This is a genomic window from Clostridium zeae (assembly GCF_017312485.1).
Classification (GTDB): Bacteria; Bacillota; Clostridia; order Clostridiales; family Clostridiaceae; genus Clostridium_AR; species Clostridium_AR zeae.
Map to the genome: position 1 here is coordinate 120,626 of NZ_BMBA01000001.1, position 24,258 is coordinate 144,883.

The 24,258-nt window shown below is 29.5% G+C and carries 22 protein-coding genes; 18 read left to right on the top strand and 4 right to left on the bottom strand.

Annotated features, from left to right (window positions below; all coding sequences use genetic code 11):
* Positions 1-382: 382 nt before the first annotated feature.
* From J3477_RS00505 to J3477_RS00535, 7 genes are all read left to right on the top strand, one after another.
* Complete coding sequence (locus tag J3477_RS00505; RefSeq protein WP_206869599.1) at positions 383-1,093, top strand: ABC transporter ATP-binding protein; 711 nt, start codon at positions 383-385, stop codon at positions 1,091-1,093.
* A complete protein-coding gene (locus J3477_RS00510) occupies positions 1,086-2,693 on the top strand; it encodes a hypothetical protein (protein ID WP_206867613.1) in 1,608 nt (535 codons plus the stop codon). The genes J3477_RS00505 and J3477_RS00510 overlap by 8 nt, the downstream gene beginning before the upstream one ends.
* Positions 2,694-2,828: 135 nt before the next feature.
* Positions 2,829-3,293: a pyridoxamine 5'-phosphate oxidase family protein gene (locus tag J3477_RS00515; RefSeq protein ID WP_206867614.1), complete on the top strand. Its 465-nt coding sequence runs from the start codon at positions 2,829-2,831 to the stop codon at positions 3,291-3,293.
* Positions 3,294-3,713: 420 nt separating this feature from the next.
* Positions 3,714-4,121 carry a peptidoglycan-binding domain-containing protein gene (locus J3477_RS00520; RefSeq protein ID WP_228731239.1) on the top strand — a complete coding sequence of 136 codons (408 nt, stop codon included), beginning with the start codon at positions 3,714-3,716 and terminating at the stop codon, positions 4,119-4,121.
* Positions 4,122-4,418: 297 nt separating this feature from the next.
* The gene (locus J3477_RS00525; RefSeq protein ID WP_206867616.1) at positions 4,419-5,246 is read left to right on the top strand and encodes a Cof-type HAD-IIB family hydrolase; all 828 of its coding nucleotides are present in this window, start codon (positions 4,419-4,421) and stop codon (positions 5,244-5,246) included.
* Between the two features lie 164 nt (positions 5,247-5,410).
* Positions 5,411-5,938, top strand: coding sequence for a putative ABC transporter permease (locus J3477_RS00530; RefSeq protein WP_206867617.1), 528 nt, complete (start codon positions 5,411-5,413; stop codon positions 5,936-5,938).
* 249 nt (positions 5,939-6,187) lie between these two features.
* Entirely contained in the window at positions 6,188-6,973 is a 786-nt protein-coding gene (locus J3477_RS00535; protein ID WP_206867618.1) for a CAP domain-containing protein, read from the top strand.
* A 71-nt stretch (positions 6,974-7,044) separates the two neighbouring features.
* Here J3477_RS00535 and J3477_RS00540 read toward each other — a convergent pair whose 3' ends face one another.
* Complete coding sequence (locus J3477_RS00540) at positions 7,045-7,437, bottom strand: PadR family transcriptional regulator (RefSeq protein ID WP_206867619.1); 393 nt, start codon at positions 7,435-7,437, stop codon at positions 7,045-7,047.
* Positions 7,438-7,637: 200 nt separating this feature from the next.
* Between J3477_RS00540 and J3477_RS00545 the strand changes: the two genes are divergently transcribed.
* Positions 7,638-7,844 (top strand): hypothetical protein, encoded by a 207-nt coding sequence (locus J3477_RS00545; RefSeq protein ID WP_206867620.1) that lies wholly within the window; start codon positions 7,638-7,640, stop codon positions 7,842-7,844.
* Between the two features lie 214 nt (positions 7,845-8,058).
* Here the strand turns inward: J3477_RS00545 and J3477_RS00550 are convergent, their stop codons facing one another.
* Positions 8,059-8,877: a TIM barrel protein gene (locus tag J3477_RS00550; RefSeq protein WP_206867621.1), complete on the bottom strand. Its 819-nt coding sequence runs from the start codon at positions 8,875-8,877 to the stop codon at positions 8,059-8,061.
* 215 nt (positions 8,878-9,092) lie between these two features.
* On the opposite strand from J3477_RS00550, the gene J3477_RS00555 reads away from it, so the two are divergent.
* From J3477_RS00555 to J3477_RS00585, 7 genes are all read left to right on the top strand, one after another.
* Complete coding sequence (locus J3477_RS00555) at positions 9,093-9,803, top strand: pseudouridine synthase (RefSeq protein ID WP_206867622.1); 711 nt, start codon at positions 9,093-9,095, stop codon at positions 9,801-9,803.
* Between the two features lie 10 nt (positions 9,804-9,813).
* A complete protein-coding gene (gene mnmM, locus J3477_RS00560) occupies positions 9,814-10,356 on the top strand; it encodes a tRNA 5-(aminomethyl)-2-thiouridylate-methyltransferase MnmM (RefSeq protein WP_206867623.1) in 543 nt (180 codons plus the stop codon).
* A 91-nt stretch (positions 10,357-10,447) separates the two neighbouring features.
* Entirely contained in the window at positions 10,448-11,335 is an 888-nt protein-coding gene (locus J3477_RS00565; protein WP_206867624.1) for a MurR/RpiR family transcriptional regulator, read from the top strand.
* 199 nt (positions 11,336-11,534) lie between these two features.
* Positions 11,535-12,758: a BaiN/RdsA family NAD(P)/FAD-dependent oxidoreductase gene (locus tag J3477_RS00570; protein ID WP_206867625.1), complete on the top strand. Its 1,224-nt coding sequence runs from the start codon at positions 11,535-11,537 to the stop codon at positions 12,756-12,758.
* A 99-nt stretch (positions 12,759-12,857) separates the two neighbouring features.
* Positions 12,858-13,526: a (d)CMP kinase gene (gene cmk / locus J3477_RS00575; RefSeq protein WP_206867626.1), complete on the top strand. Its 669-nt coding sequence runs from the start codon at positions 12,858-12,860 to the stop codon at positions 13,524-13,526.
* 4 nt (positions 13,527-13,530) lie between these two features.
* A complete protein-coding gene (locus tag J3477_RS00580; RefSeq protein WP_206867627.1) occupies positions 13,531-15,441 on the top strand; it encodes a bifunctional 4-hydroxy-3-methylbut-2-enyl diphosphate reductase/30S ribosomal protein S1 in 1,911 nt (636 codons plus the stop codon).
* Positions 15,442-15,611: 170 nt separating this feature from the next.
* Positions 15,612-16,475, top strand: coding sequence for a GNAT family N-acetyltransferase (locus J3477_RS00585; protein ID WP_206867628.1), 864 nt, complete (start codon positions 15,612-15,614; stop codon positions 16,473-16,475).
* Positions 16,476-16,508: 33 nt separating this feature from the next.
* Here the strand turns inward: J3477_RS00585 and J3477_RS00590 are convergent, their stop codons facing one another.
* The gene (locus J3477_RS00590) at positions 16,509-16,679 is read right to left on the bottom strand and encodes a hypothetical protein (RefSeq protein ID WP_206867629.1); all 171 of its coding nucleotides are present in this window, start codon (positions 16,677-16,679) and stop codon (positions 16,509-16,511) included.
* 121 nt (positions 16,680-16,800) lie between these two features.
* Positions 16,801-17,994 carry an aminotransferase-like domain-containing protein gene (locus J3477_RS00595; protein ID WP_206869602.1) on the bottom strand — a complete coding sequence of 398 codons (1,194 nt, stop codon included), beginning with the start codon at positions 17,992-17,994 and terminating at the stop codon, positions 16,801-16,803.
* Positions 17,995-18,238: 244 nt separating this feature from the next.
* Here J3477_RS00595 and miaB point away from each other — a divergent pair, with 244 nt between their 5' ends.
* Genes miaB through mutL form a run of 3 tightly spaced genes read left to right on the top strand, consistent with a single transcriptional unit; the run spans position 18,239 to position 24,249 of the window.
* Positions 18,239-19,555, top strand: coding sequence for a tRNA (N6-isopentenyl adenosine(37)-C2)-methylthiotransferase MiaB (gene miaB / locus J3477_RS00600; protein ID WP_206869608.1), 1,317 nt, complete (start codon positions 18,239-18,241; stop codon positions 19,553-19,555).
* Between the two features lie 42 nt (positions 19,556-19,597).
* Positions 19,598-22,300, top strand: coding sequence for a DNA mismatch repair protein MutS (mutS, locus tag J3477_RS00605; protein ID WP_206867630.1), 2,703 nt, complete (start codon positions 19,598-19,600; stop codon positions 22,298-22,300).
* Positions 22,301-22,311: 11 nt separating this feature from the next.
* Entirely contained in the window at positions 22,312-24,249 is a 1,938-nt protein-coding gene (gene mutL / locus J3477_RS00610; protein ID WP_206867631.1) for a DNA mismatch repair endonuclease MutL, read from the top strand.
* The last annotated feature ends 9 nt before the right edge of the window (positions 24,250-24,258 follow it).

Below are 24,258 nucleotides of genomic sequence, written 5' to 3' on the forward strand. Positions count from 1 at the left end.
TAAAAATATAAGCTCAATTATAAAAATAGCCAGCTAAATAATGATAATCAAATATTGGTTATAAGCATGTTACTTAAGCAAAATAAGCACACTCAAAGCCTCTTCTGTAAATTAAGAAGAGGCTCAAATTTTACAATTAAGTTAGTATAGCAATAAACGCACTATTGTTAATTATATCACAAATATTATAATGATAAAATAACTTTTTAAGAAAATTACTTGTTGGTAATTTCCAATTTATCAAAAATATATTATAATTAATTTAATTTGCAAAAAACCAATGAATTTAAGGTATAGAAAGTATAATGAAAAAATATAAAGTATTGACAAAAATAAGATAATGATGAAGATATAATTTTAGAGCGACTAAGGAGAATATATGATGAAGTTAGTATTAAGAGAAATTGAGAAAAATTTTGGTGAAAAAAAGGTTTTAAAAAATGTATCTTTTGTCTTCGAAAAAGGAAAGATTTATGGATTACTTGGTCGCAATGGTGCAGGTAAAACAACTCTTTTTAATTGTATAAGCGGAGATATGCAATGTGATAATGGATCAGTAACTTTATATGATGAGAGTGAATGTGAATATGAGATAGATTATTCTAATATAGGTTTTGTATTTTCACAACCTTTATTGCCTGAATTTTTAACAGGTTATGAGTTCTTGAAGTTTTTTATTGATATAAATATAGACAAGATATCAAATCTTCTTACAATTGATGAGTATTTTAATATAATAAAAATTGATGAAAATGATAGGTATAGATTGATAAAAGGATATTCTCATGGGATGAAAAATAAGATACAAATGCTTTGCTTTCTTATTACACGACCTCAAATTATTCTATTAGATGAACCTCTAACTTCATTTGATGTAGTAGTTGCACTTCAGATAAAAAACTTGTTAAAAGAAATTAAATCTGATCATATTATAATTTTTTCTACACACATACTTCAACTGGCTACAGATTTATGCGATGAAATAGTAGTATTGAACAATGGTGTACTTGAAGAATTAGATAATGATATTTTAGGCAGCAAAGATTTTGAAGATAGAATTATGGACATTTTAAAGGAGGAGAGTGATGTTTAATACTTTTCTGGCTAGTTTTAAGATTTCCTTTATCCAAAATGCAAATTCTTTTATTTTCTTTTTAAAAAGGATACCTTTTTTCGGTAAGTTCATACCAGAAAAACTATATAAAGCAACTACACTTAAAGTGTTTTTTGCAATTTTGAGTACAATATTTAAGATTATGGGAGGTTTATTTAGGACATTCCTATACTTTGGTATAATATTGATACTGCCAGCTTTTGCTATTTCAAGATATTCAGGTGATTTTTACGGAAACTTCATCAATATATTCTTTTTCATTAGTTTTGCTTTAAGTATGTTTATGAATAGCTCAATATTCAATTTTAACAATAAAGAAGCTTACGACATGATAAATTTAATGAGATGTGATGCAAAAGAGTACTTTATTACCTTTGTGTTATATGAAAAATTTTTTGTTTTTATATATTCTATTATACCAATGCTAGTTATCGGTTCAATATTTAATAGACCTATATCGCAAACACTACTAATACTTATTGAGATTACATTATTGAAGTTTTTTGGAGAAGCAGTTCAAGTGCTTTTTTTCGAAAAAAGAGGAAATGTTATTGCTAGAGATAACAAAATCATTATACCAGCAGTAATAGGTTGCTTATTCTTTGCATATGGGATACCTCTTTTAAAATTAACTTTGAAGCTGGATATTTTCTTAACAAATATATTCTTACTAGCTGCTATATTAGTTATAGGATTTATTTCTCTTATATACTTATTTTCGTACAGAAAATATAAGAATATAGCAAGAACTGTCCTAGTAAAAGATGCTATTTTTAATCCTGAAGCCTTTAGTGCAACTTTAGCATTTGCAACTGTTGAGTTAGATGAAAAAAAGCTAAGCAAGGACTTGCTCGATACTAGTAAATTTAACAATAAAAAAGGATATGATTATTTAAATTCTATATTTTTTTATCGTCACAGGAAAATGATAATAACTCCAATTAAATATCGTGTTTTAGTGATTTTAGCTGTGACTTTATTTTTAATAGCATTAGCAGTTTTTTACCCTAGTAGCAAAGTTGCAATGTTTGAAATAATTAGAAAAAGTCAACCACTGGTTGTATTTCTAATGTTTTCAATTTCTACTGGAGAAAGAGTCTGTAAAGCTATGTTTCACAATTGCGATATAAGCCTTTTAAGCTACAAATTTTATAGGGATAGTAAATCTATATTAAATAATTTTACGTATAGAGCTAAAAAAATTATAGTATTAAATTTGATTCCAGCTATAACTTTGATTTTTGTATTGATTATCTTAATAGTTTTATGCAATCATAAGCAAGACATAGTATCAATGGTGCCAGTTTTTCTTTCCATACTATGCCTATCATGCTTTTTTTCGATTCACTATCTGCTAATGTATTATGTTTTACAACCATATACTTCAGAACTTACAGTAAAAAGTCCGCTTTTTAGAATAAGTAATGGTATAATATATTTTATTAGCTACTTTTGTTTGAATTTAAAAACAAGTACTTCTAATTTTACCTTAGGAATACTTGTTGTAACTATTATTTACTCAATAGTAGCGCTTATTTTAATATATAAACTTTCGCCTAAGACTTTCAAGTTAAGATAAGATTTCTTGTTTTATTAATAACATCATTTATGTAGTACATCTTTAAAATGTATTTATTAAAATTTGTTTTTCATCACTATGTTAATATAGAAGAATCAATATATTCATAAAATCATATAAAAAAGGAGATTTGTTATGTTTAAAGAAATGAGAAGAAAAGACAGAGAAATAGATAAGGAAGAAGTAATAGAGATATTAGAAAATGGAGAGTATGGAATTTTAGCTACACTATCAGAAAATGGATACCCTGTAGCGATACCTTTAAGTTATGTATATTTTGACAATTACATATACTTCCACAGTGCAACGGTAGGAGAGAAACTTGATAATATAGCAAGAAATAGTAATGTATCTTTTTGTGTTGTTTTAGATACAGAAGTTCTTCCAGATAAATTCAGTACTAGATTTAAAAGCGTAGTTGCGTATGGACATGCATCAGAGGTAACTGGAGATATAAAGGATAAGGTTTTATATAAACTTATTGAAAAATACTCCAAGGATTTTCTTGAGCAAGGCAAGATGTATATAGAAAAAGCTAAGGATAAAACCAAGGTAGTTGGTATTGAGATAGTTCAAGTTACGGGAAAAGCTAGAAAATAAATATAATTCAATCTCGACAAGGTTATATCATTATTTAATATAGTGATATAACCTTCAATTTTTAATGTAAAATTTGATGGGTATTCCTATATATAATACTTCAGGTAAGGTTTTATTTTTTATCCATGCGTTTAAGAATGATTTTGACACTACTAATTCTTGCATTTAACCAACATTTCGTTTCTTTTGTTACTAAAATCATAAAATAACTGAAATAATTACAAAAAAAAGTAGTAATAACTGAGAAAAATTAATCAAAATCCCATAAAATTCAATATTTTGTTGAAACATTAAAATTTCTAAGTAGAAAAGACATTGATTTAATATTTACAATATGAGGCAAAAATAGTATACTATTCCTTGTAGTAAATTTGTAGAAGAGTAAAAAATAAACAAAAAGGGGAGTTTGAAGTGAAAAAAATGAAAATTAAAGTGTTATCTTTAGGTGTACTAGCTGCTGTTATGATTTCTGCAACCCCAGTCTTTGCAGCTACAAATTCATACTCGGGGAATAATGTGGTTACTAATATTTCAACAGTTAATAGAGCTGCTTCCAGTGATCCTACTTGGGATGGCGAAACTGTAGATGAGATTATATCTGATGGCGGCGTTGTTGAAAGAGGCGATGAAGGAAAAGCAGTACGCCAAGTTCAAAGTGCTTTAGTTGCGTTAGGATATCTTAGCTCTAGTAGCGTAGACGGAATTTTTGGAACTAAAACATATAATGCTGTAAAGGCATTCCAGAAGCATGAAAGTTTAACTCCATACGATGGTATTGTTGGTAAAAAAACATGGAAAAAGATGAAGGCCCTAGCAGCTCAATCATAATTTAATTTTGAATGATAGAAATCATAAAAAAATATAATTTCTCTGTAAAAAGGCAGTGGCGTATGCTACTGCCTTTTATATTAAGTATGCTTTATAAATAATAAGCTTGTTTTTTATTGTAAGAGAATAACAATGAACATATTATAGTATTAAAAATACAGGAATTGTGTAAATTTTAACTATATTTATTTAGGCAAAAAGTTTCTAAATCAGAAAATAACTTTTTTTATACTTAAAATTTCATTATAATCTTTAATAGGACATTTCAATTTTGATAAGGATTTAGGGGGAACGTTAATGAAATATAAACTAATTGCAATAGATATGGATGGTACCTTTTTAAATGAGGAAAGACAAATTACAGAGAGAAACCTTAAAGCAGTAAAAAGAGCTGCAGAGCTTGGTGCTAAAGTAGTTATCTCATCTGGAAGAATTCCATCTGCTTTAAAATATATTATTAAAGATATGCCAAAAAATCAACCTATTATAGCTTGTAACGGAAGTATAATTCTAGATCATAACCATAATGAGCTAGCTTATGGTTCAATGGATAATAATGCATTGATCACTATGATTGATATACTAAGAAAGGATTTTAAGGATACTTTTTATAGCTTTTTTTCAGAGGATATAATTTATTCTGAAAAACTTCATCCATTTGCCGAAAAGTTTAATGAACATAATTTGACTTTACCAGTTGAGTATAGAATGGAATTGAAGATGATAAGAGATGCTAAAAGTTTTATATTAGATTCTACTCCAAGGATATCTAAATTTGAGATTTATGATGATAACACTAGTAATGTAAATGCTATAAGAGATATATTTGAAAACATGTTTGATTTAGAAATAGTTTCATCTGGACTAAGCGGAATAGAAATTACTAATAAGGGATTAAGTAAGGGAAGTTCTCTAGAGGTATTAGCTAAACATTACGGTTATTCTCTTGAAGAATGCATTGCTGTTGGTAACGACGAAAATGATATTGAGATGATAAAAAAAGCAGGACTTGGAGTTGCTGTTTGTAATGCAAAAGATTATGTAAAATCAGTTGCAAACTATATAACTATTAGAGACAATGATCATGATGCAATCTCAGAAGTTATAGAAAAATTTGTTGTATAAATATGTTAATTGAAGGTTAGTTTTTAAACTCAAATTCTATTTTAAGGTACATACATGAAATTATACATTTTAAAATAAAAAATATTCTATATAAATCAGTAAATAAATTCATTAATTTTTGCCAAAAATAAGCTAAATTATATTTTAGAAAGAAGGCAAAATTAATGAGTTTTTTTGTTTCTGTAGGATTTAATTTTATAATTTACTCTTTTCTTGGATGGATAATTGAAAACTTGTACTGCTATCATCTGTTTAAGAGATTCCAAGAAGATGGCTTTTTATACGGCCCATATAAACCTATGTATGGTTTTGCTTTTTCTACTTTAGTTTTACTTAATGACGTTATTCATAACAACATTATACTTGCAATGATTATTTGCTTATTAATTCCTACATTCATAGAGTATTTAAGTGGCTATTATCTAAAAAAGTTTTTTAACAAGATTTATTGGGATTATTCAAATGAAAGAGCCAATTATAATGGATTAGTGTGTGCGAAGTTTTCATTCTATTGGATGATTTTGAGTTTATTAGGTATGTTTTTCATTCATCCAATGATAAATAAGTTTTTTTTATTTTATAAAGATACTTCTTTTGTATTTATCATTCTAATACTTTTAGCTATTTCAATGGATTTATTTATGACTATAGCAACATTATCTAAAGAAAATAAACTTTTTAAAAAGTTTTAAATTTTTCTATTTATAAGGATACAAAAAATATGAAATTACTGAAATATCTTGGTTTAGCTAGCTTGAAATTTTTATGATTTTATATACAGTAAATAAAACCTTTTTAAGAAAAAATCTTAAAATTATAATAGTTATTAGAAATTACTTATATAACTCCCTAATTGAATATTTAATAAAAGAACATATAGTAATAAAAAAAGGGCAAAATATTTAAGAATAAATACTTTAAAATTAATAGGAGGGTGTTTTATGAGGAAAAAGTTTATAGTTATCAGCTGTTTTTTATCAGCTGTAGTTATGTTTACTGGATGTACTACTACTAAAAAGAATACAACTGCACAAAATCCTAATGGCACATATAGTGCGCCAAATGACAATACTGCTGGAACAAATGATAATTCTGGTACAAAAGCGCCTCAAACTCAAACAGCTCCAAATACTCCACCTGCAACACAACCTATTCCTAATCAGCAAGGTGGAGGAACACAAAATGGCGGAACGCAATATAATACGCCAGCAACTGATCAGTCAAATGGAACAAATGCCAACGGTACAGGAACAAATAGTAATGGCTCAGGAACAAATAAAGCTCAACCTAACCAAAGCAGCACTGGTGTACAATATATGTCAACAATAGAAGCTGATATCTTGAAATATTCAAATCAAGAAAGACAAAAGATTGGGTTAGCTCCATTAACTATAAATACAACAGCTGCTAAATATGCACGAAGCAAGAGTGAGGAAATGATTCGACTTAATTATTTTGATCATAAATCACCAGTGAACGGTTATATATCTGATATTGCTCAAAGGGATAGTTGGAGATATTCTTATATAGGTGAGAATATTTATACAATGAGTCTTTCAGGTCAAAGAGTAGAAGACGTAGCAAGTGGTCAAAGTATTGTACAATCTTGGATGAATTCACCAGGCCATAGAGCAAATATATTAAATAAAAGCTATACACAAATAGGTATAGGTGTTACTTACGAAAACGGTAAAGTAATGGCAACTCAAATATTCTATACACCATAACATAAAAAAATCACTGAAGGGATTTCTTCAGTGATTTTTTTGCGTATCTTGCTAAGAATTTCATAGTTTATTTATTTCTGTAGCATATAAATAAGCTGGTCTAGAAGACTTTTTGTTTTCTTAATATTATCAATATAATCTGCTACGTGAGTAGTATAATATAATAAGCCAGCATCAGTTATAGAATATATTTTCTTACTTCTCTTATTGAGGAATTCATCACCTTCCCACTTACTTTTTACATAACCTCTAGTTTCTAAGTCATACAAAGTATCATAAACAGTGCTCGATGATACTGGCAGTGGTAAATTATTATTTACAAAAGCTTCTCTAAAATCTTCTAAAATTCTATTGCCAAAAACCTCTTTACCTTTAGCTAATTCTTTCAATATATAAAAAATATATATCTGTTTTATGTTTACAACATTTCTTGGAGCAACCATCCTATTACGATTTTGCGACATAAAAACACCTCATTTCCATTATACTTATTATAAAACATATGTACGCCTTTATCAATATAACCATATTTATATGTAATATTTCATGTTTTTTAGCTTAATAAGCTCTATAAAAAGCATAATATAAAATAATATTAAAATTACTGTCAATTTATAACATAATTGAATACTATATACTATACAAAAGAGATGGGGTGATTTACTTGTCAAGAAGACACGGATGTTGCTGTGGAGGAAATAATTGTTGTAGAAATAACTGTTGTGGTAATAGCTGCTGTGGCAATGGATTCAATTATGGCCCAATGGGATGTGGTGCTGGGTTTAATAATTGTGGCTGTGGCGGTGGTTTTGGTGGTTACTACAATAACCCATTATTTTTATTATTATTGTTAGGTTCATTCCGCTGCTAGTAAAAGGCCATAGGCATTTTGCCTATGGCTTTATTTATTCTTTAGGAATTATAATTCAATTAGCCCTGCGGATAAGAATGCGCAACAGACTTAATAGTATAAGTCAAAGAATAAAATAAGGAGAATGTGTCGCCTGTAAGTTTCCACATATGCATTTGGAAAGGCAGATGCGCAAAAAAATCACTGAAAAGTCACTTCAGCGATTTTTTTATTATTATAATGATTCATAAATTTTCTTTAGCAGTAAGGCATCGTTTTCTAATATAGGACTTTCACAAATGATACAGCCTTTTACATTAAAGTCCACAAATGCTTTTAAGCAATCCCTATAGTTAAAGTCGCTTTCTTCAAATGGTAAGTGATTTTTTTCACCTTTAATTGTGTATGCAATACCTGAAAGATGTATATGCATATCTTCAATTGCTTCTTTTCCAAGTTCAGTACCTATAAGATCTAATATTTTTGCAAAATCATCATAATCCTTTAAGATACCATTCCCTCGTGCATGAACATGTGAAAAATCAACACATATTTTACAGGTTGGTATCTCCTTGCAAAGTCTTACAATCTCATCATAAGAACCAAATTGAGTAGGTTTTCCTGTTGTTTCTAATCTAAAGTCTACTCCTTCATATGATAGACTTTCAAGTTCTTCCTTTATATTATTAAAAGCTTCTTCATTGGTAGAATCTAAATAATATCCTGGATGAAACACAAGGCTTCTTCCTCCTACATTTTTTAAGGCATTTGCTCCATTTTCTATTCTTTCCTTTGATTTCTCTCTTTTCTCTTCTTCTATAGCATTTAAGTTTATAAAATAAGATCCATGTGCAGATAAATAGAAGTTTTTTTCATTTTTTATATCTAAAATAGATTGTCTATTTTTATCAGTTACATTTATCGAACGCACAAAGGGTAGTTCCATTGCATCAAGGCCTATTGAATGAAGATATTCTATTCCAGTTTTATAAGTGAATTTATTTTTTCCATCGCCAATAGGCAACCCTGAGATTCCAAATAATAATTTTTCCATGCTAGTAATCCTTTCGTTTCAACATAAGAGCAGTTAATTTTGATAAGCGAACTCAATAAATAATATCTAATAAAAACTGTTCTTATAAATATATATTTTTAGTATATCAAAATCAAAGGAATCACTGCAAATTATTTTCCAGGAAATGTAAATCAATAATATTTATTGAAATCCTCTTTGTTATTTATTAGAATGGATTATTAGAGGTGATAATTATGGAAGAAAGACTTCAAAAGTTTATGGCTAGATGTGGTGTTGCATCTAGAAGAAAGTGTGAGGAACTTATACTTTCAGGTATAGTAAGTGTAAATGATGTAATTATAAAAGAATTAGGAACAAAAATTGATTGTGATAAAGATTTAGTAAAAGTTTCTGGAAAGGAAATAAGACCTGAGGAGAAAAAAAGATATATCATGCTTAATAAACCCGAAGGATATATTTCCTCTGTAAAAGACGAACACGATAGACAAACAGTAATTGATTTGATTGGAATTAAGGAAAGAATATTTCCAATAGGAAGGCTTGATTTTGATAGCTCAGGTCTATTACTTCTTACCAATGATGGGGAAATATATAATAAACTTATTCACCCAAGGCAAAAAATAACTAAGACATATGTTGCTATCGTAAAGGGAATGTTTTCAAAGGATGATATACGTAGATTCGAAAGCGGTATAGATATAGGTGGATACATAACAGCTGATGCAAAAATAGAAGTTATTGAAATTCAGGAAGACCGTTCAAAAGTTAGACTTCAAATTCATGAAGGTAAAAATAGGCAAATCAGAAAAATGTGTGCAGCTTTAAATCATGAAGTGCTTGAACTAACTAGGGAAAGTATTGGTGAAATAAGACTTGGAACTTTAGAAAAAGGCAATTTTAGAGAACTAACTGAGGCTGAATTAGATTATATAAAATCTCTATAGGAGTGAGTGAATGTTTAAGTATGTTGGAGATATAAGCAGCATTACCCATTACATAATTAATAATTTTGTAGACGAAAAAAACATTGCTATCGATGCAACTTTAGGAAATGGTTATGATTCTGATTTCCTAAGCGATAACTTTAAAAAAGTATATTCGTTTGATATTCAAGAAGAAGCGGTTAGTACTTACAAGTTAAAGAAAAAAGATAATGTAGAGCTTATATTGGATTCCCATGAGTACATAGAAAAGTATGTAACCCAACAGGTTAATTGTGTCATGTTTAACCTTGGTTTTTTACCTGGTGGTTCCAAAGAGATTACCACACTTACAGATTCAACACTTAAAAGTTTAAAGGCTTCGATTAAGCTTTTATCTTCTGGAGGTATAATAACTATTGCATTATATAACGGACATACTGAAGGAAAAAGAGAAAGCTCAGAAGTAATAAATTTTGCAAGAAATCTTGATAAAAAGTTCTTTGGTGTAATGCATCATGAATATTTAAATCGCACTAATTGCCCACCAGAACTAGTTGTTATAGAAAAGAAATAAGTTTCTACAATATTGAATATCTTCATATTTGATGATAAAATGAAATAAATATTGCATTTTATCATCTGCAATGGAAGAAGGGATAGCTAGTATGAGTATCAACGATAATCACGATTTAATGAGATTAATACAAATAAAATTTCCACGTTTAAGTAAAGGTCAAAAACTAATTGCTGAATACATACTTAAATATTATGATAAAGCGGCTTTCATGACTGCTGCAAAATTAGGAATTAGCGTAGGGGTTAGTGAATCTACTGTTGTTAGATTTGCAAATGAATTAGGATTTAGTGGCTATCCAAAGCTGCAAAAAGCGCTTCAAGAACTTATAAAAAACAAGTTGACGTCAGTTCAAAGATTACAGCTTTCAAATGACTATATTAGTGAAGAAAATGCTCTTAAAGGCGTTTTAAAAGCTGATATGGAAAATATAAGAGCAACTTTAGAGAAAACAAATCATAAAACCTTTGAAGATGTTGTGCATAATATTTTTACTGCCAAAAGAATTTATATAATCGGTCTTAGAAGTTCTTCAGCACTAGCAGAATTCTTAGGCTTTTACCTAAACTTAATATTAGATAATGTTAAAATAATAGGTAATGGTATAAGTGATGTTTTCGAAGAGATGATTAATATTGGAGATGGTGATTTAGTAATTGGAATAGGATTTCCAAGGTATGCTGTTAAAACTATAGATGCACTTGAATTTGCACAATCTAGAAACGCTAAGGTCGTTGCAATAACAGATAGTTTACTTTCACCATTAGCTTCACAGGCTGATTATACTTTAATCGCACAAAGTAACATGGCATCTTTTGTTGATTCTCTTGTAGCACCACTAAGTATTATAAATGCACTAATAATAGCAGTTGGAATGAGAGAAAAAGAAAAGATATCCAAAACTTTTGCTGATCTTGAAAGCCTTTGGAAGGAATATCATGTATATTCATACAATAAAAATGGTAATGAATCTAGATAAAGAGGCTATTTTGCCTCTTTTTACTGTTTAAGAAAGTTTTATAAAATTCCAAACTAGATAAATTTAGATATCCCTATGCTTTTATAAATACCTTATAGTAATACAGTAAAAAGACAGAATTTATTTGCATACTAAATTTTGCGTATATAAATCATTAATAAAAAATAAATTAGCTATTTTTATAGAAGGAGTAATACACATGAGTAAGGTTATTGTTATCGGTGCTGGACCAGCGGGAATGATGGCGGCTATTTCTGCTGCTAAAGATAATCAAGTTATTTTATTAGAAGGTAATAATAGATTAGGTAAAAAACTTTTTATTACTGGAAAAGGGAGATGTAATGTTACTAACGCTAAGGACATTAGTGATTTCTTCGATATGATTCCTGGTAATCCACATTTTTTGTATAGTTCTTTATATACTTTTACAAATGAAGATACTATGAATTTTTTTCAAAAACTAGGAGTTAAACTTAAAATTGAAAGAGGAAATAGAGTTTTTCCTGAATCAGATAAATCCTCAGATATTATAAGTGGTCTTAGCAGGGCTTTGGATGAAGCTAAAGTTAGAGTAATGCTTAATTCTAAGGTTAGTAAGATAATAACTGAAGGCGATGTTATAAAGGCAGTAGCTTTAACTGACGGCAAAGTAATAGAAGGCGACAGTTTCATTTTGTGTACCGGAGGAAAATCATATCCCCTTACTGGATCTACTGGAGAAGGTTTTAACTTTGCAAGAAAATTAGGTCACAAGATTATTGATCTAAAGCCATCTTTAGTTCCGATAGAAATTAAAGAAGACTGGGTAAAAGAGTTACAAGGGCTTTCGCTTAAAAATATAGAATTTACAATAAGCAACGGAAAAAAGGTACTATTCAAAGATTTTGGCGAAATGATTTTTACACATTTCGGGATATCAGGACCAGTAGTTCTAAGTGGTAGCAGATTTGTTAAAAGTGACGGGATTACATATACAGCATCTTTAGATTTAAAGCCAGCCTTAGATGATAAGGAGTTAGATTTAAGAATACAGAAAGATTTTCAAAAGTATATAAATAAAGATTTTAAAAATTCTTTGGTTGATTTATTACCAAAAAGACTTATTGAAACAATAATTCATTTGAGCGGGATATCCGGTGATAAAAAGGTAAATGAAGTAACTAAGGAAGAACGAAGAAAACTCGTAAATCTACTAAAGAACTTCAGTTTTACTGTTAAAGGTCTAAGACCTATTGAAGAGGCTATCGTTACTGCTGGTGGTGTTGATACAAAAGAAATAGACCCATCCACTATGAGATCAAAGATTATTTCAAATTTATTCTTTGCTGGAGAAGTAATTGATGTTGACGCATTTACCGGTGGGTATAATGTTCAAATTGCACTTTCAACTGGTTATATAGCAGGAACTCACGTAAACGAATAGTTACAAATGATTTTTTCGTTTATCAGAAAAGATATTTATTGAATTTCATAAAATGTGGTATAATCAGAAAGAAAACTACATAGAGAGAGGACGATTTAATTGAGATTATCAGTTGCTATTGATGGCCCAGCTGGTGCAGGTAAAAGCACAATAGCTAAAATTGTGGCTAAAAGATATAACTTAATGTATATAAACACTGGCTCGATGTATAGAGCTGTTACATATAAAGCTTTAGAAAAGGATATACCTCCCGAAAACATAGAGGCTTTATGCAATTTAATAGATACTATGGAAATGCATTTTGAGAATGATGAATTATATCTAAACGATGTTAATATAAATGAACAGTTGACTGTACCTAATATCAGTAAAAATGTTTCTGCATATGCATCAATCAAGGAAGTTAGAACTAGACTCGTAACACTTCAAAGAAATATGTCTAAAAAGTATGACGTAATAATGGACGGTCGAGATATAGGCACTGTAGTTTTAAAGGATGCATCTTTTAAATTTTTCTTAACAGCAAGTCCAGAAGAAAGAGCAACAAGGCGTTATGAAGAACTAAAAGCTAAAGGTCTCGAAGTAGATTATAGTACCATCCTTAAAGATATAATTCAAAGAGACTATTTAGATAGTAATAGAGAAGTTGACCCTTTAACTAAGGCAGATGATGCGCTAGAAGTGGATACTACTGGAATAAATATAGATCAGGTTGTTAACAAAATTTGTGAGTATATAAATAATGGATTAGAATTTAGTATGAGGTAAAAATATGAGGGAAATATTATTAGCTGAAAGTGCTGGATTTTGTTTTGGAGTTAAAAGAGCTGTAGATGAAACTCTAAAAGTTCAAAAGCAATATAATAAAAAAATTTTTACAATTGGACCTTTAATACATAATAACGATGTGGTTAAAATGTTAGAAGATAATAATATTTTTGCTATTGATATCAATGATATTGATTCCTTAGCTAACGATGATGTAGTTGTAATTCGTTCACATGGTGTTCCTAAAGCATTAGTTGATAAATTAAATGATAAAGGGCTAACTGTAGTAAATGCTACGTGCCCATATGTTACTAATATTCAAAAGAAAGTAAATAAATATCATGATGAAGGATACAATATTATCATAGTAGGCGATAAAGATCATCCTGAAGTTGTTGGAATTAACGGATGGTGTAATAACGAAGCTATGGTTACAAAAAGTGGTGAATTCAATGATAATCTACCTGAAAGAATTTGTATAGTTTCTCAAACTACTGAGAAAAAAGCCAACTGGGATAAGGCATTAAATGTAGTTAATGAAAAAAGCACTGATGTTCTTGCATTTAATACCATTTGTTCAGCCACTGATGTAAGGCAAAGAAGCGCTGAAGAGATATCAAAAAAAGTTGATGCAATGATTGTTATTGGTGGAAAAAATAGTTCAAATACAACAAAGTTATTTCAAATATGTAGAAGTAACTGTGAAAACACTATTCACATAGAAAATTTAGAAGAATTACCTAAAGAACTACTAAATGATAATTCTATCAGTACTATAGGAGTAACCGCAGGTGCCTCTACACCTGACTGGATAATTAAGGAGGTTATTGATAAAATGACTATGAATAACAGCGAATATAATGAACAGCTAGAATTGATGGAGAAATCTACAAAAAAGATACATGTAGGTGAAATATTAAAAGGTGAAATTTTATCAATAGTTAAAAACGAGTTAATTGTTGCTATTGATGGATATAAAGCTGACGGTGTAATCCCTAATTCAGAAATTTCGTTTAATGACGGTGTTAAGTCAAAACTATCAGAACATTTTAAAGTTGGAGAATTAGTAGATGCTAAGGTTTTAAGGCTACAAAACGAAGAAGGTTATGTTGTTCTATCAAGAATTGAATTAGAAAAAGAAAAGGCCTTTGATGAAACTTTGGAAGCATTCAAAAATGGAGATATAGTAACTGTAAAAGTAACTGAAGTTGTGAACGGTGGAGTAGTTGCAACCTTTAAAGGACTTAGAGTATTTATTCCTGCATCTCAATTAGATATAAGATATACTGGAGAATTCAATAATTTTGTTGGTAAGGAACTAGAAGTTAAATTTCTTGAAGTTGAAAAAGAGAGACATATCCGAATAGTTGCATCAAGAAGAGTATTATTAGAACAAGAAAAACATCAACGTGAGCAAGATGCTCTTAACTCGCTAAATGTAGGAGATATAGTTGATGGCATAGTCAAAAGATTTACTAATTTTGGAGCATTTGTTGAAGTAAATGGTATTGATGGTTTAGTCCATATATCTGAAATTTCTTGGGGCAAAATAAATAATCCATCAGATGTGTTAAAAGTTGGTGAAACTGTAAAAGCTAAAGTTATTGCTTTAGATATTGAAAAGAAAAAGGTATCTCTTAGCATTAAAGCATTAGTTCAAGATCCTTGGATGGATATTGAAGAGAAATATCCTGAGGGAAGTATAGTTTTAGGTAAGGTAGCTAGACTTAATGATTTTGGTGCGTTCCTTGAATTAGAACCTGGTGTTGATGCATTAGCTCATATATCTAAAATATCCTTTAACAAAATTAATCATCCTTCAGAAGTGTTAAAGGTAGGAGAGTTAGTTAAAGCTAGAATAATCAAAGTTGAAAAAGAAAATAAACGTATTGGTTTAAGCATTAAAGATGTATAGCCTAAAAGCAGCAGATAATTCTGTTGCTTTTTTATTATATATGAAAGCATAGAACTTTTATTTCTTCTAAATCGAGGTATATAAATAACATATTTCAATATAGTTAGTTGATTTGTTCCAAGAACAATATTAAAATATTATTAGGTAAATAATGTAAAGGACATAATGGTATGATAAAAATTAAGAGATTTTGTTTTGATAAAAATAGACTAATTAACTTATTTGAAAGCTCTAAAAGCTTTAATTCCTTTAATAATAGTTTTATTAAATTCTATAAATCTAAACTACCACTCTTTAGATTGCTACTACTTAGAAATATCAGATTTATATATTTAAACCAAAAGGTTATAGGTTACTTTTGGTTTGAGCAGATATATGAAAAAACTTATTCGATAAAGGATTTTGTAGTAAATAACACAGCTAATTTATCAAAAACTTTAGAAGAAAGTACAGAGAAACCTAGTTTCTTCTCAAAGGGTCTCTTTATATATGAGTGTGAAGATAATACTTTAAATAATATAATATTAACTACGCTAGGGTTTAAAAAATCTGGTGAAACATTGCTTATGGAAAAATCCATTGAAAATAAACATGAAGAAGAAGTTACTGCTAATATAACCTTTAGTTTTATGGAAAATAATAAAGACGAAAATTTAAGATGCAATTTGCAGAATAATATTTTCGAAGATGATAGCAGAATTCCATTAACAATAGATGATATATACTATGATCAGTGCCAAGACTATTATTTAGAAAAGGCATCAGTTTTTATAAAAAGTTATGATGATCATGTAGGTTATGGACAAATAATACTCAATAACGATAGTTATTTTATTGTTAATTTAGGTATTGTAAAAGAGCAAAGAGGAAAAGGGTTTAGTACATGTCTACTTAATCATTTAATGAATGTTTGCTATGATAGAGGTATTAAAAACATCTATATTAGAGTTGATGAAAAGAATGAAATAGCTAAAAAGCTTTATTTAAATAACGGGTTTAAATTTGTGAACACAGTTGGCATTTGGGAGCAATAAAGTAGCAATATTACTACCTTATTGCTCATTTTCTTAGAACAGGGATTCTGTTGGAACATAGGACGACTTAGTGTATAATACACTGTCAGTTAAATGACTTCTGTAATATGCTCTGTCACCTATGTTTCTTGAGTCATTTTCTTTATTTAAGTCTGTTTCCTTAGAGGCGTCATTAGTTTCTTGATTTTGTTTTAAATCATACATAAAAAATCCCTCCTTATTTATTATTCCAATAAGAAGGGATTTTATTTATTCTTTAGAAAATTATATTTAATATATATCTATGAATAAGTATGCGTAACAGACTTAAAACACAATAGAAATTTTAACTTTCTTTATAATATTCTTTTAAAAGTCTTGATAATCTTTTAATACCTTCAACTATTTTATCTTCAGGCATATTTGAATAATTTAGTCTCAAGTAATTATTATGGCCTCCATTAGCAAAAAAAGAACTTCCAGGAACAAAAGCCACATTAAATTTCAATGCTTCTTCTAGTAGCTTTACAGTATCTATATCTTGTCTTAATTCTAACCAAGTAAATAAACCACCCTTAGATCTAGTGTATTTTATTTCTTTAGGCAAAAATTCGTCCATACAATCAAACATTAGATCTCTTCTTCTTTTATAAACATTTTTAATCTTTTCTATATGGTTATCTAAATTATAATTATTTAAATAATAAGCAATTATTCTTTGATCTAATGAACTGCATTGAAGATCAGAACTTTGTTTTAAAGTTACGTATTTATTAATTACTTTTTCGTCACCAAAAATCCAGCCAAGTCTTAATCCTGGGCAAAATGTTTTTGAGAAAGTACCAAAATATATAACATATCCATCTGTATCAAAGCTTTTTATAGGCGGAAGTTTTTCTCCTTCAAGTACAAGTTCGCCGTATGGACTATCTTCTAATACTGGCACTTTATATTTACTAGCTATATCAGCAAGTTGCTTTCTTCTTTCTAAAGACATAGTTATTCCTGAGGGATTGTGGAAGTCTGGAATGGTATATATAAATTTTGCATTTGGATACAATTTTAATTTTTCTTCTAACTCTTCGATAACCATACCATCCTTATCCATAGAAACTTCTACAAATTGTGCTTCATAAACCCTAAAAGCGTTTATAGCACCAAGGTAGCTTGGCTTTTCTACAATAATTACATCATCTTTATCAATAAATAGCTTCCCAGTAAAATCTAGACCTTGTTGAGATCCACTGGTTATTAAGATATTATCAATTGTTCCTGTTATTCCAAAAGGATTAAGTCTTTGCTCAAGTATAGCCTTTCTTAGTGGATTGTATCCCTCAGTGGTACCATATTGAAGTGCTTCATTCCCTTCGTTATTAATTACCTCAGCTGTTAATTTTATTATTTCTTCTTTAGGAAATAATTCAGGTGCTGGTAGCCCTCCAGCAAAAGAAATAATTTCTGGATTCTCAATCAGTTTTAAGATCTCCCTTATTTCAGAAGTTTTAATGCTACTCGCGCGTTTAGAAAATTTCATAAATATTATACCCCCAATTCATTATTATTCTAATATGATAATTGATTATCTATTATTATCAGTTAAAAGGGAAAAACAAGTCAATAAGTTTTGGTAAATTTTGTAGCATAAGCTTTAAAATATTTGTTTTTACCACAATATATGTAATTAATTTAGTGAAACTTATGTATAAACACTTTAAAAATCTTCACAAATTCAGTATAATATTAAAGAATTGAATAATTGGAGGAATAAAATAGTGAGTAACGTAATGGATAAATATTATATAGAAACATGGGGCTGTCAGATGAATGAAGAAGATTCTGAAAAGCTTTCAGGTATGCTAAAAAGAATTGGATATGAACGTACTGAGGAAAAAAATGACGCATCAATCATAATCTTTAATACATGTTGTGTTAGAGAAAATGCTGAAAATAAAGTATTTGGAAATTTAGGTGCACTTAAAGCTCTAAAAGCAAAGAAACCAGAACTTATAATTGCTATATGCGGATGTATGATGCAACAAAAAGATATGGCAGATACAGTTCTTAGTAAGTTCCCTTATGTAGATATTATATTTGGAACACATAATGCTTATAAATTCCCTGAATATTTAAATACAGTTAAGCAACAAGGGGTTCAGGTAAAAGAAATTGTTAATAAAGAAGAGCAAATAGTAGAAGGCATTCCAATAGATAGAAAAAGCGATATAAAAGCTTTTGTTACAATAATGTATGGATGCAATAACTTCTGTACTTACTGTGTAGTACCATATGTAAGAGGACGTGAAAGAAGCAGAAAGCCAGAAGATATAGAAAAAGAAATAAAGGAACTAGTAGCAGCAGGTTATAAAGAAATAACCTTACTAGGTCAAAATGTAAATTCTTATGGAAACGGCTTAGAAGAAGAGCTTACTTTTGCTGGTCTTTTAAGAAGAATAAACGAAATAGATGGACTTGAAAGAGTAAGATTTATGACTTCACATCCTAAGGATCTTACTGAAGATGTTATAATGGCAATAAAAGAATGTGATAAGCTTTGTGAGCAAATACATCTTCCTGTTCAAAGTGGTTCTTCTAGAGTTCTTAAAGAAATGAATAGAAGTTATACTAAAGAACAATATATTGAATTAGTTAAAAAGATAAAAAAAGAAATACCAGATGTTGCTATTTCTACAGATATAATTATTGGTTTCCCAGGAGAAACTGAGGAAGATTTTAATGACACTCTAGATTTAGTAAAAGAAGTAGAATATGATTCAGCCTTTACTTTTATATACTCTAGAAGAAAGTATACTCCAGCTGACAGAATGGAAAACCAAATATCAGATGAAGTAAAACATGCTAGATTTAACAAATTAGTAGATGCAATAAATGAAATTATTGCAAAGAAGAACTCTACATATGAAGGAAAGACTGTTGAAGTTCTAGTTGAAGGCACAAGTAAAAATGATGATAACAGACTTATGGGAAGAACTAGAAATGGAAAACTTGTTAATTTTGACGGTTGCAAGGAAAGCGTAGGAAAGCTTGTAAATGTTAAAATAACAAAAGCACAATCATTTTCTCTTGTAGGTGAAGAAGTATAAAGCTCTTATTATAAGAGCTTTTTCGTTTAAGGAGGTTTAACTATGGCATTAACTCCAATGATGCAGCAATACATGGAGATAAAAGAAAATTATAAAGATTGCATTCTGTTTTTCAGATTAGGAGATTTCTACGAGATGTTCTTTGAAGATGCAGAGGTTGCAGCCAAAGAATTAGAGCTTGTTCTTACTGGCAGAGACTGTGGACTCGAAAGTAGAGCTCCTATGTGTGGGATACCATATCATGCTTCAAATTCATATATTGGAAGGCTTATAGCTAAAGGTTTTAAGGTAGCTATATGTGAGCAAGTTGAAGATGCTGCTCTAGCTAAGGGGCTTGTTAAAAGAGATGTTATTAAGATAATTACTCCTGGTACATATAGTGACTCAAATTACATAGATGAATCTAAGAACAATTATATAATGTGTATATTTGTAGATCCTTCAAAAAACACTGTAGGATTAAGCACAACTGATATATCTACTGGTGATTTTTTGACTACAAGTTTTCAATATAATGAAAATATTATTTTAGATGAGATATCAAAATTCTCTCCTAAGGAGATAATATTAAATATACTAGAAGATACAAGTTTAATTTCTTCTATAACCGATAGTTGTAACGCTCTAATCACAAGAAAGCCTGTAGGCTATTTTGAAGAGGATGACAATGACTTATTATCTTCTCAATTTGGAGATGAAAAGAAAAAACTAGATTCATTCTCTTTATATAGTTCTATAGGTTTAATTAAATATGTAATAGATGCTCAGAAGATGTCTTTGAGTAACTTGAACAGAATTGATACCTACTCAATAGTAGATTTTATGACTATAGATACTAATTCAAGAAGAAATCTAGAGCTTACAGAAAATATTAGAGAGAAAACAAAAAAAGGCTCTCTTTTATGGGTACTTGATAAAACCTCAACAGCTATGGGGAGTAGAGAAATTAGAAGATGGATAGATCAGCCCCTAATAGTAAAATCATTAATTGAAGATAGACTAAGTGGTGTAGAGGAATTACATAATAACCTATATTTAATGGAGCAGCTCAAAGAAACATTAAAGGATATATACGATATAGAGAGAATCACTGGTAAAATTGCTAACTTCAATGTAAATGCTAAAGATATGATATCTTTAAAGGTATCACTTCAAAAGATACCTAATTTGAAGCAATTACTAAAAGACTGTAATTCATCAATGCTTTCAAAATTCTATAATAGCATTGATGAATTAGAAGATGTTAGCGAGTTACTTGATATTTCAATTGCTGATGAACCTTCACTTTCTGTAAAGGAAGGAAATATAATAAAAAGTGGTTATTCAATAGAAGTTGATGAGCTAAGGCAAGCAAAAATTCATGGTAGAGAATGGATTGCTGCGTTAGAAAATCAGGAGAGAGATTTCACCGGCATAAGATCTCTAAAGGTCGGCTATAATAAAGTCTTTGGGTATTATATAGAAATATCGAAAGCTAATTATTCATCTATTCCTGAAGGAAGATATATTAGAAAACAAACCTTATCAAATGCTGAAAGATTTGTTACTCAAGAACTTAAAGAAATGGAAGAAAAAATTCTTGGAGCTGAAGAAAAACTAACAAGTTTAGAATATAGCATTTTTGTTGAAATAAGAGATAAGATTGAAGCAGAAATAGATAGAATGAAGCATACTGCGAAAATAATAGCTGAGCTTGATTGTTTGTGTTCCTTAGCTAATGTAGCTATTAATAATAATTACGTAAAACCACTGATTAATGAAGCAGATGTTATAGATATTAAAGAGGGAAGACATCCGGTTGTAGAACAGGTGATTTCTAAAGGTGAATTTATATCTAATAACACAAAATTAGATATTAATGATGAACAGCTACTCATTATAACTGGTCCTAATATGGCTGGTAAATCTACCTACATGAGACAGGTGGCCTTAATTACATTAATGGCTCAAATAGGCTCCTTTGTTCCAGCATCTTATGCCAACATATCTGTATGTGATAAGATCTTTACAAGAATTGGAGCATCTGATGATTTAGCTGGTGGAAAGAGTACCTTTATGGTAGAGATGTGGGAAGTTGCAAATATCCTAAATAATGCAACTAGAAAAAGCTTGGTGCTATTAGATGAAGTAGGAAGAGGTACTAGTACTTATGACGGATTAAGCATAGCTTGGTCAGTGATAGAGTACATGACAAAGGATGATAGCTTAAAATGCAAGACATTATTTGCTACACATTATCATGAACTTACTAGATTAGAAAAAGATATTAAGGGTGTTAAGAACTTTTCAGTTGCAGTTAAGGAAGTGAATAACACAATAATATTCCTTAGAAAGATAGTTGAAGGTGGGGCAGATCAATCTTATGGTATTGAAGTTGCAAAACTTGCAGGGCTTCCTATTAGGGTTATAGATAGAGCTAAAGAGATATTATCTTCTCTTGAAGATAATAAAATTCATGACAAACTTGATGGGGTAGCCGCAAGTAATAATGATACATCTAATAATGATGCTTCAGAAGTAGCTGTAGATACAATTAAAGAGACTGCTAACACGCATCTAAAAACCGGTAAAAGCAAAAAACAAAAAGAAGATTTCTTTGAACCGCAGATGCAACTGAACTTTACAGATATAGAGAAAGAAACCTTATTAAAATCAATAGCTTCAATGGATATTATGTCTATGACACCATTAGAAACAATGAATAAATTATATGATTTGGTGAAAAGAGCTAAGGAGCTATTATAGGTGGTGATAATTTGAAAAGAATTAATCTACTAGATACTAATACTTCAAATAAAATAGCTGCTGGAGAAGTTGTCGAAAGACCTTCTTCAGTGGTTAAAGAGTTACTAGAGAACAGTATAGATGCTAAAGCTAAGAAGATAGTCTTAGAGATAGAAAACGGTGGAGAAACGCTTATAAAGGTTACTGATGATGGTAATGGAATACACCCAGATGATATTGAAAAAGCATTTATGCCTCATGCTACTAGTAAAATACAAACAATTGAGGACGTTTATAACATAAACACCTTAGGTTTTAGAGGTGAAGCACTTCCTAGTATTGCTTCAATATCTTATATAAGCATAAAATCTAAGAGTACAGAGTTTGATACTGGCAGGATGCTTCAAATTGAAGGTGGAAAAACAGTTATAAATGAAGAAGTAAGTATGCCAAATGGAACTCAAATTGAGGTTAAAGATTTGTTTTTCAATGTTCCAGCTAGAAAAAAGTTTTTAAAATCTCAATCAAGAGAAGCTGCTTTGATAAATGAGATAATAAGTAGGATAGCAATAGCAAATCCTGACATAGCTATTGAATATCATAACAATGGTAAAAAAGTATTTAATACATATGGAAATGGCAACATGTTAGATGCTATTAGAACAATATTTGGCAAGAATATAGTAGATAACCTTATATACTTTGAAGGTCATACTGATACTTCTTCTGCTTATGGATATATAGGTAAAGAAGAAATAAGCAGAGGTTCTCGTAATAACCAAATCCTTTTTGTAAATAAGCGTTATGTAAAAAATAGATTAGCTACTGTAGCTGTTGAAAATGCTTTTAAATCCTTCAGTACAGTAAATAAATTTCCGTTTTTTATTCTACTTATTGATATCTACCCTGAGCTTATAGATGTTAATATTCATCCGCAAAAAGCTGAAATAAAGTTTAAGGATGATAGAAGTATATATAAGATTGCTTTTGACAGTGTTCATAAAGCCTTAAAAGATGATGTTTTTGAATCTTTTAAATTGCCTGAAGAACAGGTTCAAGAGGAAAAGGTAGAAAATGTTCCGCTAGATTTAGATTTCCATAACTTTGATAAAGTTTATCATTCATATGTACAGCCTCAAAATGACTATATAGTTAAAGAAAATGATGATGAAGCTACTTATGAGGATAAGCAACAAGTTGTAGACTTACCAGTTGATTTAAAGCCTATTTCATTTAGTAAGGAAGAGGCAACGGATAATAACCAAATTACAGACGCTGTCAACAGTTCCTTAGAAGTAACTCAATCTTATATTGAAAATAGTGAGAGTATTGAAAATGCTAGCTCAGTTAAGAACACATATAAAGCCGTAGAAGAAAAGAGTAATGCTAAAATACCTAACCTTAGAATTATAGGTCAGTTTAACAAGACCTATATAATAGGTGAGTATGACGATACTATGTATTTAATAGATCAGCATGCTGCTCATGAAAAAATTCTTTTCGAAAAATATTTAAAAGATATTGAAAGTTCCCATATACAGGTACAAAGCTTACTGGTACCATGTGTAATAAATTTAATCATGGACGACTATGAGATTATATTAGAAAACAAATCAATATTTGAAAAAGCAGGTTTTCTTATAGAGGATTTTGGGGATAATAGTATATTGTTAAAGGAAGTTCCTTACTTTTTGGATAAACTCAATCCTAAAAGTCTACTTCTAGATATTATCGATAATTTAAAAAATCTTGGTTCTGGGAAGACCACTGAAGTTAAATATAATAGAATTGCCACAATGGCCTGTAAAGCTGCAGTGAAGGCACATGATTTGTTAAGTACTGAAGAGATGTATGAACTGTTAAATACCCTTAGATTCATAGATGATCCGTTTCATTGCCCTCATGGAAGGCCAACAATCATTAAACTTACACTTAATGAATTAGAAAAGAAATTTAGAAGGATACAATAAAGGAATAGA

Bases quoted from the DNA above. Each gene is read 5' to 3' on its own strand.
- J3477_RS00535 (WP_206867618.1), top strand. From the start codon at position 6,188: ATGAGGAAAAAGTTTATAGTTATCAGCTGTTTTTTATCAGCTGTAGTT.
- mnmM (WP_206867623.1), top strand. From the start codon at position 9,814: ATGTTTAAGTATGTTGGAGATATAAGCAGCATTACCCATTACATAATT.
- mutS (WP_206867630.1), top strand. From the start codon at position 19,598: ATGGCATTAACTCCAATGATGCAGCAATACATGGAGATAAAAGAAAAT.
- J3477_RS00550 (WP_206867621.1), bottom strand. From the start codon at position 8,877: ATGGAAAAATTATTATTTGGAATCTCAGGGTTGCCTATTGGCGATGGA.
- J3477_RS00540 (WP_206867619.1), bottom strand. From the start codon at position 7,437: ATGTCGCAAAATCGTAATAGGATGGTTGCTCCAAGAAATGTTGTAAAC.
- J3477_RS00525 (WP_206867616.1), top strand. From the start codon at position 4,419: ATGAAATATAAACTAATTGCAATAGATATGGATGGTACCTTTTTAAAT.
- J3477_RS00570 (WP_206867625.1), top strand. From the start codon at position 11,535: ATGAGTAAGGTTATTGTTATCGGTGCTGGACCAGCGGGAATGATGGCG.
- J3477_RS00530 (WP_206867617.1), top strand. From the start codon at position 5,411: ATGAGTTTTTTTGTTTCTGTAGGATTTAATTTTATAATTTACTCTTTT.
- J3477_RS00590 (WP_206867629.1), bottom strand. From the start codon at position 16,679: ATGTATGATTTAAAACAAAATCAAGAAACTAATGACGCCTCTAAGGAA.
- J3477_RS00505 (WP_206869599.1), top strand. From the start codon at position 383: ATGAAGTTAGTATTAAGAGAAATTGAGAAAAATTTTGGTGAAAAAAAG.
- J3477_RS00520 (WP_228731239.1), top strand. From the start codon at position 3,714: ATGAAAATTAAAGTGTTATCTTTAGGTGTACTAGCTGCTGTTATGATT.
- J3477_RS00515 (WP_206867614.1), top strand. From the start codon at position 2,829: ATGTTTAAAGAAATGAGAAGAAAAGACAGAGAAATAGATAAGGAAGAA.
- J3477_RS00555 (WP_206867622.1), top strand. From the start codon at position 9,093: ATGGAAGAAAGACTTCAAAAGTTTATGGCTAGATGTGGTGTTGCATCT.
- J3477_RS00565 (WP_206867624.1), top strand. From the start codon at position 10,448: ATGAGTATCAACGATAATCACGATTTAATGAGATTAATACAAATAAAA.
- J3477_RS00510 (WP_206867613.1), top strand. From the start codon at position 1,086: ATGTTTAATACTTTTCTGGCTAGTTTTAAGATTTCCTTTATCCAAAAT.
- J3477_RS00585 (WP_206867628.1), top strand. From the start codon at position 15,612: ATGATAAAAATTAAGAGATTTTGTTTTGATAAAAATAGACTAATTAAC.
- miaB (WP_206869608.1), top strand. From the start codon at position 18,239: ATGGATAAATATTATATAGAAACATGGGGCTGTCAGATGAATGAAGAA.
- J3477_RS00580 (WP_206867627.1), top strand. From the start codon at position 13,531: ATGAGGGAAATATTATTAGCTGAAAGTGCTGGATTTTGTTTTGGAGTT.